The 23,121-nt window shown below is 65.9% G+C and carries 23 protein-coding genes; 16 read left to right on the top strand and 7 right to left on the bottom strand.

Going from position 1 to position 23,121, the window contains the following annotated elements:
• Positions 1-99: 99 nt before the first annotated feature.
• The 3 genes from IEW98_RS07825 (at position 100) to IEW98_RS07835 (ending at position 2,667) form a co-directional block, all read left to right on the top strand.
• Positions 100-1,098 (top strand): D-alanyl-D-alanine carboxypeptidase family protein, encoded by a 999-nt coding sequence (locus IEW98_RS07825; RefSeq protein ID WP_243450623.1) that lies wholly within the window; start codon positions 100-102, stop codon positions 1,096-1,098.
• 115 nt (positions 1,099-1,213) lie between these two features.
• Positions 1,214-1,594 carry a Rid family hydrolase gene (locus tag IEW98_RS07830; protein WP_243450624.1) on the top strand — a complete coding sequence of 127 codons (381 nt, stop codon included), beginning with the start codon at positions 1,214-1,216 and terminating at the stop codon, positions 1,592-1,594.
• Positions 1,595-2,052: 458 nt separating this feature from the next.
• Positions 2,053-2,667, top strand: a complete 615-nt coding sequence (locus tag IEW98_RS07835) for a PEPxxWA-CTERM sorting domain-containing protein (RefSeq protein ID WP_188762369.1) — start codon at positions 2,053-2,055, stop codon at positions 2,665-2,667.
• A gap of 149 nt (positions 2,668-2,816) precedes the next feature.
• On the opposite strand, the gene IEW98_RS07840 is transcribed toward IEW98_RS07835, so the two are convergent.
• Positions 2,817-3,428 (bottom strand): Dps family protein, encoded by a 612-nt coding sequence (locus tag IEW98_RS07840; RefSeq protein ID WP_188762370.1) that lies wholly within the window; start codon positions 3,426-3,428, stop codon positions 2,817-2,819.
• Between the two features lie 112 nt (positions 3,429-3,540).
• Between IEW98_RS07840 and IEW98_RS07845 the strand changes: the two genes are divergently transcribed.
• The 7 genes from IEW98_RS07845 (at position 3,541) to IEW98_RS07875 (ending at position 9,057) form a co-directional block, all read left to right on the top strand.
• Positions 3,541-3,963, top strand: a complete 423-nt coding sequence (locus IEW98_RS07845) for an ABA4-like family protein (protein WP_188762371.1) — start codon at positions 3,541-3,543, stop codon at positions 3,961-3,963.
• 32 nt (positions 3,964-3,995) lie between these two features.
• A complete protein-coding gene (locus IEW98_RS07850; protein ID WP_243450625.1) occupies positions 3,996-4,184 on the top strand; it encodes a DUF1289 domain-containing protein in 189 nt (62 codons plus the stop codon).
• Positions 4,171-5,202: an LLM class flavin-dependent oxidoreductase gene (locus IEW98_RS07855; RefSeq protein WP_243450626.1), complete on the top strand. Its 1,032-nt coding sequence runs from the start codon at positions 4,171-4,173 to the stop codon at positions 5,200-5,202. Before IEW98_RS07850 ends, IEW98_RS07855 begins: the two co-directional genes overlap by 14 nt.
• A gap of 46 nt (positions 5,203-5,248) precedes the next feature.
• On the top strand, positions 5,249-5,701 hold the full coding sequence (locus IEW98_RS07860) for a glycosyltransferase family protein (RefSeq protein ID WP_188762372.1): 453 nt from the start codon (positions 5,249-5,251) through the stop codon (positions 5,699-5,701).
• 5 nt (positions 5,702-5,706) lie between these two features.
• Complete coding sequence (locus IEW98_RS07865; RefSeq protein ID WP_243450635.1) at positions 5,707-6,189, top strand: glycosyltransferase; 483 nt, start codon at positions 5,707-5,709, stop codon at positions 6,187-6,189.
• Complete coding sequence (locus tag IEW98_RS07870) at positions 6,186-6,992, top strand: acyl-CoA thioesterase (RefSeq protein ID WP_243450627.1); 807 nt, start codon at positions 6,186-6,188, stop codon at positions 6,990-6,992. Before IEW98_RS07865 ends, IEW98_RS07870 begins: the two co-directional genes overlap by 4 nt.
• 133 nt (positions 6,993-7,125) lie before the next feature.
• On the top strand, positions 7,126-9,057 hold the full coding sequence (locus IEW98_RS07875; RefSeq protein ID WP_188762374.1) for an alkyl/aryl-sulfatase: 1,932 nt from the start codon (positions 7,126-7,128) through the stop codon (positions 9,055-9,057).
• Between the two features lie 95 nt (positions 9,058-9,152).
• Here the strand turns inward: IEW98_RS07875 and IEW98_RS07880 are convergent, their stop codons facing one another.
• The 3 genes from IEW98_RS07880 to IEW98_RS07890 form a co-directional block, all read right to left on the bottom strand.
• Complete coding sequence (locus IEW98_RS07880; protein ID WP_243450636.1) at positions 9,153-10,214, bottom strand: fatty acid desaturase family protein; 1,062 nt, start codon at positions 10,212-10,214, stop codon at positions 9,153-9,155.
• Positions 10,215-10,307: 93 nt separating this feature from the next.
• On the bottom strand, positions 10,308-11,063 hold the full coding sequence (locus IEW98_RS07885; protein WP_188762376.1) for a phosphatase PAP2 family protein: 756 nt from the start codon (positions 11,061-11,063) through the stop codon (positions 10,308-10,310).
• Positions 11,063-11,842, bottom strand: coding sequence for a phosphatase PAP2 family protein (locus IEW98_RS07890; protein WP_188762377.1), 780 nt, complete (start codon positions 11,840-11,842; stop codon positions 11,063-11,065). The genes IEW98_RS07885 and IEW98_RS07890 overlap by 1 nt, the downstream gene beginning before the upstream one ends.
• A gap of 277 nt (positions 11,843-12,119) precedes the next feature.
• On the opposite strand from IEW98_RS07890, the gene clpA reads away from it, so the two are divergent.
• Positions 12,120-14,492, top strand: a complete 2,373-nt coding sequence (clpA, locus tag IEW98_RS07895; protein ID WP_188762378.1) for an ATP-dependent Clp protease ATP-binding subunit ClpA — start codon at positions 12,120-12,122, stop codon at positions 14,490-14,492.
• Between the two features lie 169 nt (positions 14,493-14,661).
• On the opposite strand, the gene IEW98_RS07900 is transcribed toward clpA, so the two are convergent.
• A complete protein-coding gene (locus IEW98_RS07900; RefSeq protein ID WP_188762379.1) occupies positions 14,662-15,285 on the bottom strand; it encodes a regulatory protein RecX in 624 nt (207 codons plus the stop codon).
• Between the two features lie 130 nt (positions 15,286-15,415).
• Between IEW98_RS07900 and IEW98_RS07905 the strand changes: the two genes are divergently transcribed.
• From IEW98_RS07905 to IEW98_RS07925, 5 genes are all read left to right on the top strand, one after another.
• Complete coding sequence (locus IEW98_RS07905; RefSeq protein WP_243450628.1) at positions 15,416-17,164, top strand: fatty acyl-AMP ligase; 1,749 nt, start codon at positions 15,416-15,418, stop codon at positions 17,162-17,164.
• Positions 17,165-17,211: 47 nt separating this feature from the next.
• Positions 17,212-18,075, top strand: coding sequence for an NAD-dependent epimerase/dehydratase family protein (locus IEW98_RS07910; RefSeq protein ID WP_188762381.1), 864 nt, complete (start codon positions 17,212-17,214; stop codon positions 18,073-18,075).
• 57 nt (positions 18,076-18,132) lie between these two features.
• Positions 18,133-18,378: an acyl carrier protein gene (locus IEW98_RS07915; protein ID WP_188762382.1), complete on the top strand. Its 246-nt coding sequence runs from the start codon at positions 18,133-18,135 to the stop codon at positions 18,376-18,378.
• The gene (gene spt, locus IEW98_RS07920; protein ID WP_188762383.1) at positions 18,375-19,589 is read left to right on the top strand and encodes a serine palmitoyltransferase; all 1,215 of its coding nucleotides are present in this window, start codon (positions 18,375-18,377) and stop codon (positions 19,587-19,589) included. The genes IEW98_RS07915 and spt overlap by 4 nt, the downstream gene beginning before the upstream one ends.
• Positions 19,590-19,687: 98 nt before the next feature.
• Complete coding sequence (locus IEW98_RS07925) at positions 19,688-21,370, top strand: DUF885 family protein (RefSeq protein WP_188762384.1); 1,683 nt, start codon at positions 19,688-19,690, stop codon at positions 21,368-21,370.
• A gap of 45 nt (positions 21,371-21,415) precedes the next feature.
• Here the strand turns inward: IEW98_RS07925 and IEW98_RS07930 are convergent, their stop codons facing one another.
• A complete protein-coding gene (locus IEW98_RS07930) occupies positions 21,416-22,756 on the bottom strand; it encodes a L,D-transpeptidase scaffold domain-containing protein (RefSeq protein WP_188762385.1) in 1,341 nt (446 codons plus the stop codon).
• Between the two features lie 17 nt (positions 22,757-22,773).
• A complete protein-coding gene (locus IEW98_RS07935; RefSeq protein WP_188762386.1) occupies positions 22,774-23,022 on the bottom strand; it encodes a hypothetical protein in 249 nt (82 codons plus the stop codon).
• Positions 23,023-23,121: the final 99 nt, after the last annotated feature.

A 23,121-nucleotide genomic window follows, 5' to 3' on the forward strand; every position in this document is an offset into this window, starting at 1 on the left:
GCGACGGCGGCGAGCGGCAGGCGGGTGATATGGGGTCTTCGCACGGCGACGTGATAGGGATACACTATACCCAACAGGGATGAGACAGGGATTTGCGCATTGCGCATCAAGCGCTTCGGACATTCGCCTGAGAAGTTGCTTCTGCTGGCGGCGGCGCTGTGGGTAATGATCTCGGCGCCGGCGATGGCGGGCAGCCTGTATGCGGTGCCGAAATATGCAGCGATCATGATCAACGCCGACACCGGCGAGGTCCTGTATGCGCGGCAGGCCGATGCGCAGCGGTTCCCGGCGTCGATTACCAAGGTGATGACGCTTTACGTGGCGTTTGAAGAATTGCGCGCGGGCAATATCCGTGAGGGCGACATGATCCGGATTTCGAGCTTTGCCGCCAGCCAGCCGCCGTCGAAGCTGGGGCTGCGGCCGGGATCGAGCATCAGCGTGCGCGATGCGATGGCGGTGATCGCGACCAAGTCGGCGAACGATATCGCGGTGGCGCTGGCCGAGCATATCTCGGGCAGCCAGACCGATTTTGCCGCCAGGATGACGCGGACGGCGCGGCGGCTGGGCATGTCGCAGACGGTGTTTCGCAATGCGCACGGCCTGCCCGACGCCGGGCATGTGACGACGGCGCGCGACATGGCGACGATGTCGCGGGCGCTGATCCGCGATTTTCCCAAGCGTTACCCGATGTTTTCGCAGGTTTCGGTCGAATATGAGGGGCGGATCATCCAGACTCATAATCATCTGCTGAAATCGTTTCCGGGCTTCGACGGCATCAAGACCGGGTTCACCAATGCAGCGGGGTTCACGCTGGCGGCGTCGGCGGTGCACGACGGGGTGCGGTTGATCGCGGTGGTGCTCGGCGGGCCGAACCGGATGATGCGCGATGGCAATGTCGCCGAGTTGCTCGAAACGGGCTTCAGCGTGCTGACGCGGCGGTCGCGGGGCGAATATACGACGGTGGCGGCGAATTTTGCCGAGCCGGATGATTTGTCCGATAGCGTGATGGACCGGCTGGCGAGCGAGGGGCCGTCGGCGGATGGGCTGGTGATGACCGGGGGGCCGATGCCGGTGCCGGCGATGCGGCGGCGGCCTTAGGCGGACAGCTTCAGCAGCGTGCAGAAGAAACTGGGTCCCGGGTCAAGCCCGGGATGACATTACTTAAAGGGGACATCGTTATGCGGCGCAGCATCCTTTCGGGCGCGGCATTTTCGTGAGACGCAGCATCCTCTCGGGCGCGCCGTGGGAATCGATGGTCGGTTATGCCCGGGCGGTGGTGTCGGGGCCTTTCGTGTTCGTATCGGGGACTGTGGGGCGCGACCCGGTGACGGGGGCTATGCCGGAGGCGGTCGAGGACCAGTGCAGCAATGCCTTGGCGATCATCGCGGCGGCGCTGGCCGAGGCGGGCGCGGGTTTCGCCGATGTGGTGCGGGTGACCTATTATCTGACCGAACGCGCCGATTTCGAGCCGTGCTGGGCGCAGTTGCGGGCGGCGTTCGGGGCGAACCCGCCGGCGTCGACGGTGGTGTTCGCCGCTTTGCTTGATCCTGCCATGAAGATCGAGATCGAGGTTACGGCACACCTGGCAGGGTGAAACCGCCGGGAAGCGACCGCATGGTCGCGAGAGCCGCGAATGGGCGTATCGGCAGATCCGGCGTCTGCCGGCTATGCAAGCATAGATGCTGCGCCGGATGGTTACCTATGCAATTCGGTGCCGCGTATCGATCTGGCCGTTACGGCGATCGGCAATGGCGACAGTCCAGCCTTGGGTGAATATCATTGAACGCGAATGTTATATTTATATGCTTGGTCTTGAAGTCACGTTTGCACCGTCGGTGACTATGCGACACAGGAACTTTCGGAATATCCCGTTGGTTACGATAAAGTGTCGGGCTAGTTTACACTATTGGAAGGCCGTAATAATCCGTGTCCCGAAACGACCGGGAAATTATTGACAATTTCTCATTTGGTTAGTCATGTCATTCTAATTGCGTAATAATGTTGGTACATTTCTTGCTCTGATCTCTGCGGGGGGCTTCAAGGAGATTGAGCATGAAAAAAATTCTGATTGGTATTGCGGCGCTGGCCTCGGCGGCGACTGCACAGGCGAGCATCATTCCAACGCTGATCGGTGCCCCGGTCGCTGTCGGTAACGGCAGTTTCCGTTATACCTATGATGCAACCCTCGCCTCGGACCAGGCGCTGGTCACGGGCAGCTACTTTACCCTGTACGACCTGGTCGGCTTCCAGGGCTTCGGCAATCTGGCTTCGGGCTTCACCGGAACCTCGCAGTTGCTGGGACTGACGCCGGGCAACGTGCTGCCCGACGACGATGCATCGATCCTCAATGTGAGCTTCGTGTACTCGGGGCCGACGGTCAATTTCGATGGCCAACTGTTCGAGCGCCAGCTCGGCACGTTCGAAATCTTCTCGACCATCGGCACCGTCGGTTTTGATGACTTCACCTCGGAAGCCATCCGCAACGCCGGTCCGTCACGCGGTAGCCTGGTGGCCACGATCGGCACCGATGCAATCGGCGTTCCCGGCGACGGTATGGGCAGCACTGTGCCCGAGCCAGCCATGTGGGCGATGCTCATTGCCGGTTTCGGCATGGTCGGCGTGCGCATGCGGACGCGCAACGGCGCACTGCAGTCGGTCAGCGCCTGACACGGACCTGAGGACCGAGACGGTCCTCAAGATCGAGGCGGTAACAACAAGGAAGGAGCCGGCGCATGCGCCGGCTCCTTTTTTTTGTTGATAATCGACGTTTCGGGCAGGCATGCCGCGGCGAGCGTGTGCCCCGCCGCGGCATGACCTCAGGCGTCGGATCGCGTCAGGACGGTTTCGGACAGGTGTTCGGCGATAAACCAGACCTGCGATTCGTTCATGCGGATGATGCTGGCGACGATCATGTCGTTGGTGCCGTCGTCGCCGGCTTCGTCGGCGGCATCGGCGGCGTCACGGGCTTCCTTGAGGATCAGCTCGTGCGCCTGCAGCAGCCGCGACAGCTGGGTCGGGACATCCTCGCGGCCCTTTGGCGGACGCGGGATGGTCGTCAGCTCGGCGACGTCGGGGGCCATGGCGATGCTGACGCCGCCGAGCATCATGATGCGTTCGGCGATGGTGTCGACGACTTCGGCCTGCTCCTCGTAATGCTTGTCGAGCAGAAGATGGAGCTGGTAGAAAGTGGCGCCGGTCATCTGCCAGTGATGCTTCTTGTAGAGATCACGGATGGTCATGGTGTCGGCGAGCAGCTGGTTGAGCAGCGAGACGCTTTGCGTGCGGGCGTTGCCTTCGAGCGCGATGGGGAGATGTTTGAGCGTCCCGAAGGCCTGGATTTCGCGGTAATCGACGCGGAACTGCGGCTGGGCCTCGTCGGTCGAGGGAATCATGTCGGGCTGGGTTTTCGTTGCTGATTTCTTGGCCATGGGGCACCTTTTTCCGGTCGGGGGAACGAACAGGAACGTTGCGGGGGTGCGCCGGTTCCCCTTGCGATGACGCCGGCTTGACCGGTGCGGCGACGGCGCGCACCATGAAATCATGGATCTGGAAACGCTGTTTTCCATCGCCAGCGCCGTAGCGCTGGCCGGGTGGGTGATGCTGGTGCTGGCGCCGTTGCGGCGGCCCTGGGCGGTTGCCGGGGCGCGGATTGTCGCCGTCGTGCTGTGCGGCGGCTACCTGTCGCTGGTGGCGGCCGGGCTGGCGGGCGACGGCATGCCGGCGGGGTCGGGGTTCGATACGCTGGCCGGGGTGCGGCTGCTGTTGTCGACGCCGGCGGCGCTGCTGGCGGGATGGGTGCATTACCTGGCGTTCGACCTGTTCGTCGGCAGCTGGCAGGTCGAGGACGCGCCGGCGGCCGGAATCCCGCACTGGCTGGTGGTGCCGTGCCTGGTGCTGACCTTTATGGCAGGGCCGGTCGGGCTGTTCGTATATTTCATCATCCGGACGCTGCGAAACCGGTGACAAACGCTGCGCACCGCGCCATATCGGCGGACGTGACCCTGTTATCCCCCTGCACCAATGTCTGCCGCATCGACCCCAAATCGGGGCTGTGCGAGGGTTGCCGGCGCACGGTCGACGAGATCACGCGCTGGCCGTTGGCGAGCGAGGACGAGCGCGCGGCGATATTGGCCGAATTGCCCAGCCGGCCGGCATCGCGGAAGCGGCTCGGTGTGCGATGGTAACTTTGCGGTGATCCTGTCGGTGCTCGACCAGACGCCGATTGCGGCGGGGACGAGCCCGGCACAGGCGCTGGCCAACAGCATCGACCTGGCGAAGCATTGCGAGGCACTGGGCTATCACCGGTACTGGCTGGCCGAGCATCATGCCTCGCCGGCGCTGGCGGGGAGCGCGCCGGAAATCCTGATCGCGGCGATTGCGGCGGCGACGACGGGGATGCGGATCGGATCGGGCGGCATCATGCTGCCGCATTATTCGCCGCTGAAGGTCGCCGAGCAGTTCAGCCTGCTCGCGGGCCTGTATCCGGGGCGGATCGACCTGGGGCTGGGGCGGGCGCCGGGGAGCGACCAGCGCACGGCGGTGGCATTGCAGCGCGACCGGCGGCAGCAGGCGCCGCATGATTTTCCGCAGCAGCTGGCGGAATTGCTCGGGTATCTGGAGGGGACACTGCCGGCCGAACATCCGTTTGCGGCTTATGCGGCGACGTTGCCGGGGTTGCCCGAAATGCCCGAGCCATGGGTGCTGGGATCGTCCGCGGACAGCGCGGTTTTTGCCGGCGACCTGGGGCTGCCTTATTGTTTTGCCGATTTCATCAATGCCGGCGGGGCGGCGATCGTGGCGGACTATCGGCGGCGATTTACGGCGCGGCATGCGGGCGATGCGCCCAGGGTGATGACGGCGGTGTGGACGGTTGCGGCGGGCAGCGATGCCGAGGCGAACTGGCTGGCGGGGCCGGCGCGGATGATGTTTGCCCATATGATGATGGGCAAGTCGATCGCGGTGCCCGATCCGGAGACGGCGGCGAAGTGGCTGGCGGATCATCCCGAGATGGCGAAGGGCCGCGCCGGGCGGCGGGTGGTGGCAGGGTCGCCGGCGACAGTGCGCGCCGGGTTGCTCGCGGCGGCCGCGGAATATGGGGCGGACGAGGTGATGCTGGTCAATATCCTGCATGGCCATGAGGCGCGGAAGCGGAGCTATACGCTGGCGATGGATGCGATGGCGGGAGTCGCGGTCGCGGCTTGACTCTGGCGGTGCCAGCCGGCTTTTGGGGGCAAGCGCTGGAGGCCAAGTGACGAAACCTAAACGTATTCTGGCGATTGCTTCGGGCGGTGGCCACTTTGTCCAGCTGCTGCGGTTGCGACCGGCGTGGGAGGGGCATTCGGTGACCTATGCGACCGTCCATGCCGCATCGGCGGTGGACGTGGCGCCGGCGCCGTTGCTGACGTTCCGCGATGTCAGCCGGGCGGATTGGTGGCGGTTGCCGCTGACGCTTTGGGACATGGCGGCGATCCTGCTCAAGGTGCGGCCGCAGGTGATCGTGACGACGGGCGCGCTGCCGCCGCTGGTCGCGATGGCGCTGGTCAAGCCGTTCGGGGTGCGGACTTTGTGGGTCGATTCGATCGCCAATTCGGAAGTGCTGTCGGGATCGGGGCGGCATGCGGGAAAGGTTGCGGGGCAGGTGGTGACGCAGTGGCCGCAGCTTGCCGAGCCGGGCGTCGATCATTGGGGTAGCGTGCTTTGAGCGGGGTGTTCGTGTCGGTCGGGTCGATGATGCCTTTCGACCGGCTGGTGCGGGCGATGGACGAATGGGCGGCGGCGAACCCGCGAGTGCCTGTCGAGATCCAGATCGGGCGGGGCAAATACGAGCCGCGCCATGCGAAGTTCGTGCGGTTGATGCCGGTGGGGGAGTATCGCCAGCGGGTGGCGGAGGCGCGGCTGTTCGTGGCGCATGCGGGGATGGGGTCGATCATCGCGGCGATCGAGGCGGGCAAGCCGATGCTGATGCTGCCGCGGCTGCAGGCGCAGGGCGAGCATAATACCGATCACCAGCTGGCGACGGCGGCGACCATCGGCGCGCGGCCTGGACTGCATGTGGCGGGCGATGCCGAGGATCTGAAGCGGCGGGCGACGGTTTTGCTGGGGGATAGCGGTGCGGCGCCAGCGCCGATCTCGCGCTATGCGGAAAGCGAGTTTACCGATCGCATCCGGGCGTTCATCGAGGCGCCATGACAATCCTCTCCCCGACCGCCACCGGCGACCCGTTGCGCTTTACCTTCGATGTGACGCCGGGGCTGTGCGTCGGCCATCCCGACAGCCAGTTCCTGTTCGGCGGGGCGGGCATGGCGGCGGGGTTGGCGGCGATCGAGGCGGCAACGGGCCGGGATACGGTGTGGGCGGCGGCGCAATATCTGTCGTATGCGCGGCCGGGAACGCAGCTGAGCCTCGATGTCGAAGTGCCGGTTTCGGGGAAATATACCAGCCAGGCGCGGGTGACCGCGCGTGATGGGGATGGGAAGGAGATATTGACCGTCAATGCGGCGCTGGGCGACCGGCCGGGGTTTCCGGAGGCGCAATGGGCGCAGATGCCGGAGGTGCCGGGGCCCGGGGATTGTCCGCCGATCGAGTATAACTGGGTCCGCAACGCCGACGATATCAATTCGGTGTTCGACCAGCGGGTGGCGGTCGGACGGTTCGGCGCGGCGCGAACCGAGGGTGGGCCGAGCCCCGATGGCATTTCGCGGATGTGGGTGCAGCCGCGCGGCCAGGCCGAGCCGATCGACCGGGTGGCGCTGGCAATCATGGCGGATTTCTTGCCGTCGGGGGTTGGTAACGCGCTGGGGACAAATGCGGGGGGCAACAGCCTCGACAATACGATCCGGTTTTCGCGGATGGTGCCGACGAAGTGGGTGCTGGCGGATATCCGCATTCATGCGGCGGCGCAGGGGTTTGTGCATGGGCGAGTGCATCTGTTTGCCGATAATGGGGTGTTGCTGGCGACGGCTAGCCAGTCGCTGATTTTGCGGGTGCATTGAGGTTTGTTATGGCGGGATTGGCCGCGCGGGTGGGCTGGATGCCAGCCTGCGCTGGCATGACAGGGGGGAGAAGAGGGCGTGCGCGCGTTAATTGATTAGTGACGGGAACGTGATGACCGGGGTAGAATCGGTCATGATCAAATTTATCGTGCCGTTGCTGATGGGTATTTCCTCGGTCGCGCTGGCGGCGCCGGGGGCCAGTCCGGCGACGGTGGCCACCAACAAGGCGTTGGCGGCGACGCTGGCGTGGGACGACCGGCAGGATTTCGATTTTGCGGCGCGGGGGTTCGTGGCAGGGCCGGTGGCGGCGGTGGTGCGCGACAAGGCTGGCGCGGTGCTGCGCGATTTCGGCGAGGATGCGCAGTTTTCGGGGGCGGCGCCGGCGACGGTGAACCCGAGTTTGTGGCGCAATGCGGTACTGCTGGCGAAGGCCGGGCTGTTCAAGGTGACCGACGGGATCTGGCAGGTCCGCGGGTATGACCTGTCGAACATGACGGTCATCAAGGGCAAGACCGGGTGGATCATCGTCGATCCGTTGACGACGACCGAGGCGGCGGCGGCGGCGTTGGCGCTGGTCAACAAGACGCTGGGCGCGCGGCCGGTGACGGGCGTGATCTATACGCATTCGCATGCCGATCATTTCGGTGGCGGTTTGGCAGTGGTGACGCCGGGCGATGCGGCGTCGGGCAAGGTGCCGGTGGTGGCGCCGGCGGGGTTCATGGCGGAGACGATCGCCGAGAATGTCATTGCCGGGCCGGCGATGCAGCGCCGGGCGGAGTATATGTTCGGGATATTGCTGCCGCGCGGGCCGGAGGCGCATGTTTCGTCGGGACTGGGGCCGACGCGGTTCGGCGGCGGTATCGGGTTGGTGCCGCCCAACGACAGCATCGCGGCGACGGGTGATGTGCGGACGATCGACGGGGTGCGGTTCGAGTTCCAGATGACGCCGAATACCGAGGCGCCGGCGGAGATGAATTTCTACCTGCCCGATTTCAAGGCGCTGTGCATGGCGGAGAACGCCAACGGCGCGATGCACAATGTGCTGACGCCGCGCGGCGCGCTGGTGCGCGATGCCAAGGGCTGGGCGGATTATCTGCTGCAGGCGCGGCGGCTGTATGCGGGCAAATCCGATGTGGTGTTCACGTCGCATTTCTGGCCGCGCTGGGGATCGGCCGAGGTCGGGCGGTATTTGCTGTTGCACGCGCAGGCCTATGCGTTCGTGCATAACGAGAGTGTGCGGTTGATGAATAATGGCCTCAATGGTCCCGAGATTGCCGAGGCGATCGTATTGCCACAGGCGTTGGGGCGGGCGTGGTTCAACCGGCCGAATTATGGCTCGCTGAAGTTCAATGCGCGGGCGGTTTACCAGCGGTATTTGGGCAATTTCGATGGTGATCCGGCGACGCTCGATCCGTTGCCGCGGGGCGATGTGGCGGTGCGCTATGTCGCAGCGATGGGGGGTGCGGGCAAGGTGATGGCGCTGGCGCAGGAAGCGGCGGCGAAGGGTGCGAATCGCTGGGCGGTGACGCTGTTGGGCCATGTCGTGCGCGCGGCGCCGGACCATGCGGCGGCGAAGGAGGCGCTGGCGGCGTCGTTCGAGCAGCTGGCGTGGCAGGCTGAGGCGTCACCTTGGCGGGATTTTTATCTTTCGGGGGCGCTCGAACTGCGGAACGGGGTGAAGCCACCGGTGGCGGGTGGGTTGAACGGGATTGCGGCGAATTTGCAGGTGGCGAGCCTGCTCGACATGATGAGCGTGCGGGTGGTGCCGGAGCGGGCGCAGGGCAAGCCGTTCACGGTGGCGCTGGTGATCCCGGACATGAAAGAGCGCCATCTGGTGACGGTGGCCAACGGGGTGATGATCCACGAGATGGGCGTGGGTGACGCGGCGGATGCGACGCTGACGATCCCGCGGCTGGCGCTGCTGGGGCTCGTTGGCGGGCGGGTGAAGGCGGCGGACCTGTTGCAGGCCGGGACGATGCAGATTTCAGGTGATCCGGCGGTGTTGCAGCGCTTGCTGGGGCTGTTCGAGCCGCCTAAGGCCGGGTTTCCGCTGGTTACGGGGTAGCCGGGCCCTTGGCGGTTAGCTCGGGCGCGACGGGTGATCTGGGCCTTGCGGGCGATGGATGCTGAAACGAGTTCAGCATGATGAAGCCCTTCTTGTCACCGGGGCCGGGTGGCCTTGATCGAGCCGGTTACCAGCTTTGCGACGAGGCCCGAAAGGCCGGGGTGGTTGGCGGTGTGGTAGGCGGAGGTGGCGGGCATCGCCGTGATCAGGCGACGGTGAGCCTCGGCGAGGTTGTGGTATGGGACACCGGGCAAGAGGTGATGCAGGGCGTGGTAGCGCAGGCCGACCGGCGCCCATAGCGCCGGCAGGTAGCTCGGCGGCGGCACGTTGACGGTATCGAGATACTGCGCGGTGACGCTGATCGCTTCGCCGTCGTTTTCCCAGAGGTGCGCGACGAGGGTGCGGACCTGGTTGAGCAGGGTGACGGCCGACGCGATGCCGATGCCGGTGAGGAAGGCCGGGAGCGGCAGGATGCCGGTGGCGGTGGTGACCAGCAGGGTGATCGCCCACAGGCTGGCGAGGGTTTCCCACAGCGCCCAATGGCGTGCGAAGTCGCCATCGGGCTGCTTGCGGCGGAAGGCCGGGTTGATCGACAGGGCGGAATAACGCTCGGTGAGGAGGCGGCGGAGGCGCGGCGAGACCAGCGACAGCGGCGCCAGGATGCCGAAGCGCAGCAGCAGCGCGATCGGCGCGAGAATGGAGACCACGACGAACAGCGCCAGCGTCTGCGGCGGCATCAGCGCGAGCGGCAGGTACTCGGGGTCCTCCGAAGTGCCGTAGCGGGTGCGGGCGTGGTGGAGGTTGTGGACGCCGTCGTACATGAACGACGGCACCAGCAGCGGCACGCCGATGATGAGGTTCCACGCGGTGCGGAAGCCGGGGACGGCCGATGGCTTAAGGTGGGTCAGCTCGTGGATGAAGCTGCCGGCGCGGTATAGCGCGAGGATGGCGACGAGGACGCCGGCGGCCTGCAGCCAGCCAGAGGCGCCGATGGCGAAGCCGAGACCGGTGTAGCCGATGAAGCTCGAGGCGAGAAAGTCGGCCCAATAGATCGCCGGCTTCGCCGCATTGAGTTCGCGCGTCAGCTTTGCCGCGGTGCGAATCATGTCGGCATCGTCGGTGCCGGGAATCGGGATGGCTCGGTGGGAGTTCATCATTGTCCCTGCGGGATTATCGTCGGTGTAACGCATGACGTGAATATATGGTCGTTATGTGGCGAAATGGGGTCGCCGCGGCGGCATTACACCGGTTCAGCAGCCGGTGGCGGGGGGTGCGGCGATGAGTTCGGCGCGGGCGGCGGCGACGTCGGCGCGGTAGGCGGGGACGCTTTGCAGCCGAGCGACGACGGCATCGGCGAGCTTGCGGCCGGCGGCGACGTCGCTGGGCCAATGGACGCGGCAGAGGATGCGATTGGCGCCGAACTGCTTTCCCCAGGCAGTGACGGCGGCGGCGCGTTCGGGCCAGGCCTGGGCGATGGCGAGGGCCCAGGCCTCGCCATAGGCGGCATGGCCGCTGGGGTAGGAATGGCTGAGCGTGCCGCCGGTCAGGCCGCCGAGTTGACCCAGCGTGAGCGGGTCGCAGGTGCGGGTATCGGCGGCGCCGACGAAGGGCCGGTCGCGGTGGTAGAAGGACTTGGCCTGTTCGGACGGGATGCGGACGTCGGCGCGGACCTTTTCGATGAGGCGCAGGGTGGCGGGGGTGGTTTCCGGCGACAATTGCCGGTCGATGGCGCAGCCGATCTGGTGGGGGATCGCCGATGAGGTGGTGAAAACCTGGCTGCGGGCGCGGGTCCACGCCGGGGAGCCGATGCCGGCGATGGCAGCGGCGATGGCGGCGCGGTCCGCCTTGTCTTGGCGGCTGCCGGGGGCGGGGGGCGGCGGCACGATGCGGAAATCGACGATGGGAGAATTCGGGGCGCCGTAGCCGGGGGCGGAGTCGGTCCCGATCGCATAGGCGGCGAGGCCGATGAGGACGGCCCCGCCGAGGAGGAAGATGCGGCGGTCCATCAGTTGCAGGTAAGCGGCGTAGCCTTGGCGAGCTCGGCGGCGACGCGGGTGGTATCGGCCCTGAATTCGGGGCGGTCGGCGAGGCGCGAATAGACGCTGGTGGCGAGGACACGGCCATAGGCGACGTCGCTGAGCCAATGGACGCGGCAGGCGATACGGAGGTCGCCGGTGGCCTGGCCGAAGGCGCGGATCTGCGTCGCATGGGCCGGCGCTGCCTGGGACAGGACCAGCGCCCACAGCCAGCCGATGCCGCTGTGGCCGCTGGGGTAGGACCAGCCGAGTTTTTCACCGACGCCATCGTTGCTGATCGGGTCGCAGGCGCGGGACTTGTCGGTGGTGAACGGGCGCGGGCGTTTGTAGGCGGCCTTGGCGGTGGCCATGACCGGGAAGAAATCGACGCCGCTGCGGGCGAGCATGGCGAAGGTCATAGGCGTGGCTTCGGGGGAGATTTTGGCGCCGACCGCGCACGAGAGTTCGCCCATGAATTCGGGGCTGGTCGGGTTCAATTGCTTGACGGCGCTGTTCCACGCCGGGCCGTCGATGCCCTGTGCGCTGGCGGCATAGGTGATGCGATCGGCGATGTCGGCGGCGGAGCCGGGAGCGGGCGGAGGCGGCAGCAGCGCAGCGATGTCGATGGCGGGCTGGCCGGCGAGATAGCTGGGAGGCATTTTCGCGGGTGCTGCAGAAGCAGTTTTCATCGCCTTCATTGTCATCGCTTGCGAGTGGAGCGGCGACGTGCCGAGCAGCGCGGCGGTAACGGCCAGGAGCAGGTGCTTCATTGCGATATCCCCGAGTTGGCACCGTGTTCAGCTGCGCATGCCTGCGTTCAAGCTGCGAATGCCCGTGTCGTTATCCTATTGCAAGCACGGCAAAGCGCCAGTTCCGGCGGCATCGCGCAGGATTTGCCGCTGCGCTGCGGCGTAGCGAAGTGTCGCAGTCGAAACGCCCCTTGATGTTTGGTGCGTTGAGGGTGACATTCGGATGTCAGCCCGGTCGATCCGGCCGGGCGCATCTTAGGGTCTCGTTTCGCAAGCGAAACCCGCAGCGGAGACAGGCATGCCCTCTTTCACCCGCGAGCTGGAAAAGACCTTGCACAACGCGTTGGCCGAGGCCGCGCGTCGCACACATGAATACGCCACGCTCGAACATCTGCTGCTCGCCCTGACCAGCGACAGTCACGCCCTTGCTGTACTGAAGGCCTGCAGCGTCGACATCGACGAATTGCAGGGCCAGCTGGCACGTTACCTCGATACCGAACTGACCGCGCTGAAGGCCGATGCGTCGGTCGATCCGTCGCCGACCGCCGGATTCCAGCGCGTTGTCCAGCGCGCCATCCTGCATGTCCAGTCGTCGGGCCGCGAGGAAGTCACCGGCGCCAACGTCATCGTCGCGCTATTTTCCGAGCGCGAGAGCCATGCGGTGTTCTTCCTGCAGCAGCAGGACATGACCCGGCTCGATGCCGTCAGCTTCATCAGCCACGGCATCGCCAAGTCGGGCCAGAGCGAGACCCGCGCCGTCAAGGGCTCGGGCGGCGGCGGCGACAAGGACAAGGACGACGACAAGGCCGAGCGCGGCGAAAAGGCCGAGAAGGGCGAAAAGGCAAAAGGCGGCACCGAGTCCGCCTTGAAGCAGTTCACCGTCAATCTGAACGAGAAGGCCAGGATCGGGAAAATCGACCCGCTGATCGGTCGTCACGCCGAGGTCGACCGGACCATCCAGATCCTGTGCCGCCGTTCGAAGAACAATCCGCTTTATGTGGGTGATCCCGGCGTCGGCAAGACGGCGATCGCCGAAGGTTTGGCGCGCAAGATCATCGAAGGCTCGGTCCCCGACGTGCTGTTGCCGGCAGTGATCTATTCGCTCGACATGGGCGCGTTGCTCGCTGGCACGCGGTATCGCGGCGATTTCGAGGAGCGGCTGAAGAACGTCGTCAACGAGCTCGAGAAGCTGCCGCATGCGGTGCTGTTCATCGACGAGATCCACACCGTGATCGGTGCCGGCGCGACCAGCGGCGGGGCGATGGACGCGTCGAACCTGTTGAAGCCGGCGCTGAGCTCGGGCGCCATCCGGTGCATCGGTTCGACGACCTACAAGGAGTTCCGCAACCATTTTGAAAAGGATCGCGCGCTGCTGCGCCGGTTCCAGAAGATCGACGTCAACGAGCCGTCGATCGAGGATAGTGTCAAGATCCTGATGGGGCTGAGGCCGTCGTACGAGGAGCATCACAAGCTGAAATACACGCCCGAGGCGATCAAGGCCGCGGTCGAGCTTTCGGCGCGGTACATCAACGACCGCAAGCTGCCCGACAAGGCGATCGACGTGATCGACGAGACCGGCGCGTCGCAGATGCTGCTGCCGCTTGCCAAGCGCAAGAAGGTCATCGGCGTCAAGGAAGTCGAGCAGGTGATCGCCACCATGGCGCGGATTCCGCCGAAAAGCGTGTCGACCGACGATACCAAGGCGCTGGCGTCGCTCGATGCCGATCTCAAGCGCGTGGTGTTCGGGCAGGACAAGGCGATCGAGCGGGTGGCGTCGGCGATCAAGCTGTCGCGGGCCGGCCTGCGCGAGCCCAACAAGCCGATCGGGTCGTATCTGTTCTCGGGACCGACCGGTGTCGGCAAGACCGAGGTGGCCAAGCAATTGGCGGCGATCCTCGGCATTCCGCTGACGCGCTTCGACATGTCGGAATATATGGAGCGCCACAGCGTTTCGCGGCTGATCGGTGCGCCTCCGGGCTATGTCGGGTTCGACCAGGGCGGGCTCCTGACCGATGCCGTCGACCAGCAGCCCCATTCGGTGCTGTTGCTCGACGAAATCGAAAAGGCGCATCCGGACCTGTTCAACATCCTGTTGCAGGTCATGGACAACGGCAAGCTGACCGACCACCACGGCAAGACGGTTGATTTCCGCAACACGATCCTGATCATGACGACCAATGCCGGCGCCGCCGACATGGCGCGCGAAGGGGTCGGGTTCGGATCGACGCAGCGGGTCGGCGAGGACGAGGAGGCCATCAAGCGGATGTTCACCCCCGAGTTCCGCAACCGGCTCGATGCCGTCGTGGCGTTCGATTACCTGCCGCCGGAAGTCGTCGCCCGGGTCATCGACAAGTTCATTCTCGAACTCGAGATGCAGCTGGCCGAGCGCGACGTCCATATCGCGCTGACCGACGAAGCCAAGGCGTGGCTGACCGAGCGCGGTTATGACAAGCTGTACGGGGCGCGTCCGATGGGCCGCCTGATCCAGGAGAAGATCAAGCAGCCGCTGGCCGAGGAACTGTTGTTCGGCAAGCTGGTCCATGGCGGCGAGGTTCGCGTCCACCTGAAGGACAACGACCTGGTGTTCGAGATCGTGGCGGCAATGCGCAAGGCGCCGCGGATCCGGCGGAAAACCACGCCGGCATTGCCGCCGCCGACCGTGGACGCCTGAACTTCGACTGAGGATTGATGAGGACGGCGAGTGGGGTGACCTGCTCGCCGTTTTCGTTTTTGAGATGGGAGTATTGAGCTTAGCAAGAAAGCACCCTCCCCCGACCCCTCCGTTGACGCGAAGGCGTCGCCTGCGGCTGAAGAAGGGAGGGGGGAAGTGATTAAGAAGGTCAGTCTTCCAGCAGCGCGAGGGCGGCGGCTTCGTTGGGGGCGGTGATGACCCGGCGGGCGGTATCGAAATCATGCCCGGCGCGGGCCATGGCGGCGAGCTCGCGGCGTTGGCGGGCGGAGTCGGTCGAGGACCCGTCACGGGCGAAGGGTCCGAAGCGGCGGCGGCGGGCGAAGGCGATGGCGGCGGTGCAGGGGTTGTCGGGGACGTCCTCGTCCTCCGGGGCGAGGGCGGCGGCGGCGTCGTCGCGGCTGACGCCGGCGGCGGAGAGCGCGCCCTGGACGCGGCGCTTGCCGAAGCCGCGATTGCCGAGCTCGCGGGCTTTCGATGCGGCATAGGCGCGGTCGTCGACATAGCCGAGATCGGTGATGCGGGCGACGAGGCTGTCGATGTCGGCGGGTTCGGCGGGGATCCACAGGCGTTCGCCGAGCTTGCGGGCGAGGTAGCGGCGCAGCTTGGCGGCGGTGGTAGCGTAGCGCGCGGCGTAACCGACGGCGAGTTCCTGGAGCTGGGCGGCGTCGAGGGGGCGGGGTTCGCGGGGCTTGTATTCGCGCGGTTTCGGCGCGCGTTTCGAACGGCGCGGACCGAAGTTTTTGTCGCTATCTTCGTCGCTGTCGGGACCCATGCCTTGTTCTTGCCATGATCGGGCCGGAATTTGAACTCCCGCACCTGCGATGGAATAAGATTGTATGTTGATGCTGCCTTGATGGATGCCGGGAATCGGCGCTATTCTGGCAGAAAAGGGAGATAGAGGCTTGTCCAAGAGCCTGATCGCACTCGCACCGACTCCGACCTTCGACGCGCTGGCCTATCGGCGAGCGGCGTTCGACACGGTCGGCGAAGCGCTGGACTATGCCGCGCTGGGCGAAAAGGGCATGAATTTTCATGATGCCCGCGCCGACCTCGTGCGCGCCTATCCTTACGCCGAGCTCGCCGCCGATGCGCGGGTGCGCGCGCTGCGGCTGCTGGCCGATGGCGTGCGGCCTGGTGACCGGGTGGCATTGATCGCCGAGACCGGCGCCGATTTCGCTGCCGCGTTCTTTGCCGCGATCTATGCCGGCGCCTATCCGGTGCCGCTGCCGTTGCCGACGAGTTTCGGCGGGCGCGAGGCCTATGTCGAGCAGATCGCCACGCAGTTGCGTAGTTGCGAGCCCAAGCTGGTGCTGTCGCCGGAGGGGCTGTTCCCGATGGTCGAGCAGGCGGCAGCGGGCCTGTGCCCGGCGCATGACTGGACGCCGTATTTCGCGGTGCCGTCGCCGGTTACCGACCTGCCCGAGGCGGTGAAGACCGACATCGCCTATCTGCAATATTCGAGCGGCAGCACGCGGTTTCCGCATGGTGTCGCGGTGACGCACGAGGCGCTGCTCGCCAATTTGGCCGGCCATGCGTATTGCATGGAGGCCGGCGACGGCGACCGGGTGGTCAGCTGGCTGCCCTGGTATCACGACATGGGGCTGGTCGGGTGCATGCTGGCGCCGCTGGCGAACCAGATTTCAGTCGATTACCTGGCGACCGAGGATTTCGCGCGGCGGCCGTTGAGCTGGCTAACGCTGATCAGCCGTAACAAGGACGCGACGCTGAGCTATTCGCCAACCTTCGGCTATGACATCTGCGCGCGGCGGATCTCGGCGTCGATCGACGTCAAGGAGCGCTTCGACCTGTCGCGCTGGCGGGTTGCCGGCAACGGCGCCGACATGATCCGGCCCGAGGTGATGCAGGCGTTCGTCGATGTGTTCGATGCCGCCGGGTTCAAGGCGAGCGCTTTTCTGCCGAGCTATGGGCTGGCGGAGGCGACGCTGGCGGTGTCGATCATGCCGCTGGGCGAAGGCATCGTGTCGGACCTGATCGACGAGCGGACGCTGTCGGGTAGCGGCGGTGGGCGCACCGACAAGCGCCAGCCGACGCGGTTCCGGGCGATCGTCAACTGCGGCAAGGCGGTGCCCGGGCTGACCATCGAGATCCGCAGCGAGGACGGCGTTATCGTGCCGGATCGCAAGATCGGCCGGGTGTTCGTGCGGGGGCTGGGCGTGATGGCGGGCTATTTCCGCGACGAGGAAGCCACAAGGGCGGCGCTGTCGCCCGATGGCTGGCTCGATACCGGTGACATGGGATATTTGTCGGCAGGGTCGATCTTCATCGTTGGCCGCGCCAAGGACATGATCATCATCAACGGCAAGAACCATTGGCCGCAGGATATCGAATGGGCGATCGAGCAATTGCCGGGGTTCAAGGCCGGCGACATCGCGGCGTTCGCGATCACCACGCCATCGGGTGAGGAAGCGCCGGCGGTGCTGGTGCAGTGCCGGACGACAAACGTCGACGAGCGGGCTGTGCTGCGCGAGGCCATCCGGTCGAAGGTGCGGGCGATCACCGGCATGGCGTGCGTCGTCGAGCTGGTGCCGCCGCGGACTTTGCCCAAGACATCGAGCGGCAAGCTGAGCCGGTCGAAGGCGCGGTCGCAATATCTTTCGGGTGAAATCCAGCCGTTCGACGTTGCGGCATAGATGACCGGGCACAGGGGCGCGTGCCCCTGCCGGTCAGTTTATCTGCGATGATCTTGGCGATTACCGGCGGTAGCGGCTTTGTCGGCGGGCGTGTGCTGGCGCTTGCCAAGGCTCCGGTGCGGGCGTTGATGCGGCGACCGCAGGAGGAGCGGGCGGGTGCCGAATGGGTGATCGGCGACCTGGCCGATACGGCCGCCCTGGCGCGGCTTTGCGCGGGGGCGGATACCGTCATCCATATCGCCGGGGTGGTCAGTGCGCCCGACAGGTCCGGATTTGACGCCGGGAACGTCGCGGGGACGGCCGCTGTGCTCGCAGCTGCCGGGGGGAAACGTTTCGTCCATGTCTCCAGCCTGGCGGCGCGTGAACCTAGGCTGTCGATGTACGGCGCGTCGAAGGCCGCAGCCGAGACGCTGGTGGCGGCGAGCGATGGCGACTGGGTAATCGTCCGGCCGCCGGCGGTCTATGGGCCGGGCGACCGCGAGATGGTCGATATCTACCGGTTGGCAGCAAAAGGCCTGGCGGTGGCGCCGCCGGGGCGCATTTCGGTCATGCATGTCGACGATCTGGCGCGGGCCTTGCTGGCGCTTACGGGCGGCGGGCCGTCGCGGGTGACGCTCGAGATCGACGATGGCAGCGGCGGGCTGTCCCATGCCGAATTTGCCCGCGCGGTCGGGGCTGGCATCGGGCGGCAGCCGGTGATCGTGCCGTTGCCGGTGGCGGCGGTCGGGCTGGCGGCGCGGCTGGGGATCTCGGCCAAGCTGACCCGCGACCGGGCGGCGTATATCGCGCATCCCGACTGGACGGCGCGCGGCGGCAATGCGGCGCTGGCCGGCATCTGGACGCCGCAGGTGACGCTGGCGGACGGGATTGCCGGGACTGTGGCGGATTATCGCGCTAGGGGATGGATTTGACGCCGCGCTTTGGCCATTTTGTGCTGGCAGAGCACGCCGAACCGAAGGATTCCCCACATGACCGACCGTGCCGGCATCTATGCCCGTATCATCGAACTGATCCAACCGCTGAATAGCAAGTCGATCGTCTTGACCGAGAACACCAGTTTTGCCGGTGACCTCGAGATGGATTCGCTGACCGTGATGGATCTGGTGGCGAGCATGGAGGACGAGTGGGATATCGTCATGCCATTAAATATGTTGCCTGATCTGGAGACGATCGGCCAGGTTGCCGATGCGGTGATGCGGCTTGTGACCAAGTGAGCGACCTGCTGTCGAAGTTCGATGCGCTGGCGGCCGAGCGCGCCGGGGTGCTGACCGCCGGGGTGCGCGATCCGTTCGCGATCGTCATGGAGCAGGTCAAGTCGCCGACCGAGGCGGTGATCGACGGGCGCGACACGATCCTGCTTGGCACCTACAATTACATGGGGATGACATTCGATCCCGACGTCATCGCGGCGGGGCAGGAGGCGCTGGCGAAATTCGGTGCCGGGACGACCGGGAGCCGCGTGCTCAACGGCACCTACCAGGGCCACAAGGCGTGCGAGGAGGCTTTGAAGGACTTTTACGGCATGGATCATGCCATTGTCTTTTCAACGGGTTACCTTGCCAATTTGGGTATTGTCTCCACGCTGGCGGGCAAGGGCGATTATATCATCCTCGATGCCGACAGCCATGCGTCGATCTATGACGGCTGCTATCTCGGCAATGCCGATATCGTGCGGTTCAAGCATAACAGTGCCGAGGACCTTGAGAAGCGCCTGCGGCGGTTGCCGCCGGAAGCCGGCAAGCTGGTCATTCTCGAAGGCGTCTATTCTATGCTCGGCGATATCGCGCCTTTGAAGGAGCTTGTGGCGATCGCCAAGGCGCATGGCGCGATGGTGTTGGTCGACGAAGCGCATGGCATGGGCTTTTTCGGCGAGAATGGCCGCGGCGTCTATGAGGCCGCCGGGGTTGCCGACGACGTCGATTTCGTCATCGGGACGTTCTCGAAATCGGTCGGGACGGTGGGCGGGTTCTGTGTTTCCAACCATCCCAAGTTCGAGATCCTGCGGCTGGTGTGCCGGCCTTATGTGTTCACGGCGTCGTTGCCGCCGGCGGTGGTGGCGTGTGCGGCGACCTCCATTCGCAAGCTGATGCATGCGCACGACAAGCGCGCGCGGCTGTGGGACATGAGTCGGAAATTGCATGGCGGGTTGATTGCGCAGGGCTTTCGCCTCGCCACGGCGACACCGGAAAGTGCAATTGTTTCCGTGCTCATGCCCGACCAGGAGACGACGGTGCGGATGTGGCAGGCGCTGCTCGAGCTGGGAGTCTATGTGAACATGTCGCGGCCCCCGGCAACGCCGGCGGGCGTGTTCCTGCTGCGCTGCAGCCTGTGTGCGGCGCATTCGGCCGAGCAGTTGGAAGCCGTGTTGCAGCATTTCGAACGGGCGGCGGCGGAAACCGGGTTGTTCCGGCAGGCGGCGGAATAGTCGGCGCGCCGTTTCGGGATTTCGCGGGTGAGCAGGCGGCGATTGACCACTGCGAGCGGGCAGCGCACGATTGAACCTTGATAGGCAGGGGACGATTGATGGCGCGGCGGGTTCTGGGGTTGGTGGCGGTTTTGCTGGCGAGTGCGGTGCCGGGGCTGCCGGTGCAGGCCGCGCCGATGGCGGCGACGGCGATGCCGGCGAATTACCCAGTGCTGGTCAAATTGTTCGCGGACTGGCGGCGGACGGTGTTGCCGCCGGTCGCCGATGGCAAGCCGGACTACAGCCCGGCGGCGATGGCGAAGCTGGGCAGCGACCTGAAGGCGTTTCGCGCGCGGCTGGCGGCGATCGACCGGACGGGTTGGGCGGTGACGGCGAATAACGACTACAGGCTGGTCGAGGCGGAACTGAATGGCCTCGATTTCGATTTGCGGGTGCTGACGCCTTGGGCGCGCGACCCGACCTTTTATGCCAATGTCTTTGCCGACTGGAGCGATGTGCCGGCGCACGAGGGGCCGTATGCGCACCCGAACATCGACCTGTACGCCTTCAAATATCCGCTCAATGCCGCCGACGAGGCGCGGTTGACGACCCTGATCGCGGCGATCCCGGCGAATTTGGCGGCGGCGAAGGTCAATCTGGCGGGAAGCAATGCGCGCGACCTGTGGACCTATGGCGGGCGGGCCTTTGCCGAGCAGAGCGATACGCTGGAGAAGCTGGGGGCGGGAACGCTGGTGATGCGGACGCTCGACGGGGCGCGGCCGGCACCGATTACGGGCGCCGGGCCGAAGCTGGTCAAGGCGATCGCCGATGCCAGGGCGGCGACCGACGATTTCGCGGCGTGGGTTGCGGCCGAGGCGCCGAAGAAGACCGGCGCGGTCGGCCTCGGCAAGGAACACTATAATTGGTACGTCAAGAACGTTGAACTGCTGCCTTATGACTGGGATGCGCAGGTAGCGTTGCTGCGGCGAGAGCTCGACCGGTCGATAGCGGCGCTGCGGCTCGAGGAGGTGCGCAACCGCGACCTGCCGCCGATCGTGCCGTTGACCGATCCGGCGGCCTATGCGCGGCTGGTCAAGGCGAAACAGGCGCGGTTCAGCCAGTTTTTGGCAGATACGGGCCTGATCCCGGACGCGCCCTGGTCACGCAAGGCGATCGCCGACCAGGCCATCGAGTATGAGGCGCCGGAGAAGCGCAACTTTTTCACCCATGTAAATGCCTATGATCCGCTGCCGCTGCTGTCGCATTTCACCCATTGGATCGACTTGGCGCGGATGCGCGCCGAACCGCACGCCAGCCCGATTCGCCGGGTGTCGCCATTGTTCACCATTTATTCGAACCGGTCCGAAGGCTTTGCCACGGCGTTCGAGGAGGTGGCGATGCAGGCCGGGCTGTACGACGATGTCCCGCATGGCCGCGAGCTGGTGTGGATCATGCTCGCCAACCGCGCGGCGCGCGGGCTGGCGTCGCTGTATGTCCAGTCGAACGAGATGGATCTGGCGCAGGCCGGCAAGTTCCACGCCGAATGGACGCCGCGCGGCTGGTCGGATGCGGCGAGCCCGCTGGTCGGCTTCGAGCAGCTGCTATATGCGCGCCAGCCGGGATATGGGCCGAGTTATGTAACCGGCAAGCTGGAGCTCGATCGGTTGCTGGCGGACGTCTCGCATGCCGACGAAGTGGCGGGGCGGCCGTTCGTGATGCGTGATGTGATGAAGCGGGTGATGGATGCGGGGATTATCCCGGTGGCGCTGATCGGGGAGGAGATTATTCCGGCGGGGAAGTAGTTGGCCCCTTTTGTGGGTAGGGCGGGCTACCCTCACCCGCTCGCCTCAGGGGCGAGTCGCCTCTCCCTTAAAGGGAGAGGGAAGGGTCGGTTTTCCGTCGCGGTTGTAGATGTCGGCGCGGAACTGGATGCCGGCGGGGCCGTCCTGGGCGGTGAAATAGGTCAGGTAAATCGGGACGGGGGCGGTGAGGGGTACGGCTTGCTCGGGGGTGCGGGCCGCCGTGCGTATCGAGCGGCCGAGCAGCCATTTGCCCAGGGTGGCAGCGTCTTCGAGGCGGATGCAGCCGTTGCTGAAATGGCGGTCGGATGCGGCGAACAGCGCGCGGTCGGGGCTGTCGTGGAGGTAGATGCCATCGTCGTTGGGGAACATGAACTTGACGCGACCCATCGAATTGGACGGGCCCGGGCGCTGGCGGACGCGAAGCTCCTGTTCGCCGGCGGCGATCGACGGCCAGTTTATGGTGGCGGGATCGACGGGGCGGGGGTCGGCGCTCCAGTCGGACAGGGCTTCGTAGCCGAGCGATCGCATCGACTTGCCGGCGAGGATGCGGGGGGCAACGAGGGTCTGCACTAGGCCGACCGGGATGTTCCAATAAGGGTTGAGGATGGCGTACTGGAGCATGCCGGCGAGCATCGGGGTAGGCGTTTCGGGGCGGCCGACGACGACGCGCATGGTGCCGGCCTGCTTGCCGGCCTGGTAGAACCACAGGTGTCCCGAGGCGGCATCTACGACGATATGATGGGTGAAGGGCCCGGGCAGGACGCGGGCGCGATCGAGATTGATGCGGCTGCGCGCGATGATTTCCGGGTCGCCGGAGGCGCGGGCGCGGGCGGCAAGGCCGCGCTGCTGGACATAGTGCGGGCTCATCCATGCCATCGACGTGATATAGTGGGCGAGGGACGGCGGTAGCGCGGCGGCGCGGAGCACGGCCTGTATATCGGGCTTTTTGGGTTTGAGGCGCGGGTCGAGGAAGGTCATGTCGAGCTTGGGCGGGCGGCGCATGTCGCGGGCGTAGCGGGCGAAAGCGTCCGACAGCTTGAGTTCGGCTCGGGCAAGGTCGCGGGGGTCCCCCGACCGGGCGGCGGCGAGTGTTTCGTGGAGCTTATCGAGCTTGAAGGACTTTGGCTTGAGGCCGTCGATGTCGGAAGTGGCGAGCCAGGCGAGGAGGGCGTCGGCCTCCGGGCCGATGCGGCCGGCCTGTGTCCAGAGCGGGGCAAAGGCGCGCGCGGCGTAGAAGGACTTAAGCTTGCCGCGGGCCTGTTCGCGGATTTCGGCGGTGACGGCTTGCGGGGCAGTCACCGCTGCGGACGCAAGCTGGGCGACGGCCGGCGAGGGTATCGCCAGCATGGCAAGGACGAAAATCAGCGGAATGCGGACGCGCCGCATTCCGCCAAGCGACAGGCTCAGCCTCGCTCTCCGCGGCGAGTCGGCAGCGGCGGTGGTGCCGGGGGCGGCGGAACGTAGTTGGGGTGATAGATGCCGTCGGCCGAATAATAACCGTCGATCATGCCGTCACCGTCGCGGTCGGCGGCGACGCTGCCGGCAACGGCGCCCGGTGGCGGCGGCGGTGCCATCGCGACTTCCTGCTTTTGCGCGCAGGCAGCGAGGGTCAGGCCCGATAACGTCAGAAACGCCAGGGTTTGAGTACGCAATACAACCTCCTCTTGGCCGGTGCCTCAGTCTCGGCACGGGACGGGAGGCTATGCGCGGCGCCTGGAGGAAGGAATGCGGCGGGTACCGCTGCGGCGGCG

It is taken from the genome of Sandarakinorhabdus glacialis (assembly GCF_014643455.1).
Classification (GTDB): domain Bacteria; phylum Pseudomonadota; class Alphaproteobacteria; order Sphingomonadales; family Sphingomonadaceae; genus Sandarakinorhabdus; species Sandarakinorhabdus glacialis.

Bases quoted from the DNA above. Each gene is read 5' to 3' on its own strand.
- clpA (WP_188762378.1), top strand. From the start codon at position 12,120: ATGCCCTCTTTCACCCGCGAGCTGGAAAAGACCTTGCACAACGCGTTG.
- IEW98_RS07900 (WP_188762379.1), bottom strand. From the start codon at position 15,285: ATGGGTCCCGACAGCGACGAAGATAGCGACAAAAACTTCGGTCCGCGC.
- IEW98_RS07880 (WP_243450636.1), bottom strand. From the start codon at position 10,214: ATGATGAACTCCCACCGAGCCATCCCGATTCCCGGCACCGACGATGCC.
- IEW98_RS07875 (WP_188762374.1), top strand. From the start codon at position 7,126: ATGATCAAATTTATCGTGCCGTTGCTGATGGGTATTTCCTCGGTCGCG.
- IEW98_RS07840 (WP_188762370.1), bottom strand. From the start codon at position 3,428: ATGGCCAAGAAATCAGCAACGAAAACCCAGCCCGACATGATTCCCTCG.
- IEW98_RS07915 (WP_188762382.1), top strand. From the start codon at position 18,133: ATGACCGACCGTGCCGGCATCTATGCCCGTATCATCGAACTGATCCAA.
- IEW98_RS07870 (WP_243450627.1), top strand. From the start codon at position 6,186: ATGACAATCCTCTCCCCGACCGCCACCGGCGACCCGTTGCGCTTTACC.
- IEW98_RS07835 (WP_188762369.1), top strand. From the start codon at position 2,053: ATGAAAAAAATTCTGATTGGTATTGCGGCGCTGGCCTCGGCGGCGACT.
- IEW98_RS07925 (WP_188762384.1), top strand. From the start codon at position 19,688: ATGGCGCGGCGGGTTCTGGGGTTGGTGGCGGTTTTGCTGGCGAGTGCG.
- IEW98_RS07885 (WP_188762376.1), bottom strand. From the start codon at position 11,063: ATGGACCGCCGCATCTTCCTCCTCGGCGGGGCCGTCCTCATCGGCCTC.
- IEW98_RS07845 (WP_188762371.1), top strand. From the start codon at position 3,541: ATGGATCTGGAAACGCTGTTTTCCATCGCCAGCGCCGTAGCGCTGGCC.
- IEW98_RS07930 (WP_188762385.1), bottom strand. From the start codon at position 22,756: ATGCGGCGCGTCCGCATTCCGCTGATTTTCGTCCTTGCCATGCTGGCG.
- IEW98_RS07910 (WP_188762381.1), top strand. From the start codon at position 17,212: ATGATCTTGGCGATTACCGGCGGTAGCGGCTTTGTCGGCGGGCGTGTG.
- IEW98_RS07890 (WP_188762377.1), bottom strand. From the start codon at position 11,842: ATGAAGCACCTGCTCCTGGCCGTTACCGCCGCGCTGCTCGGCACGTCG.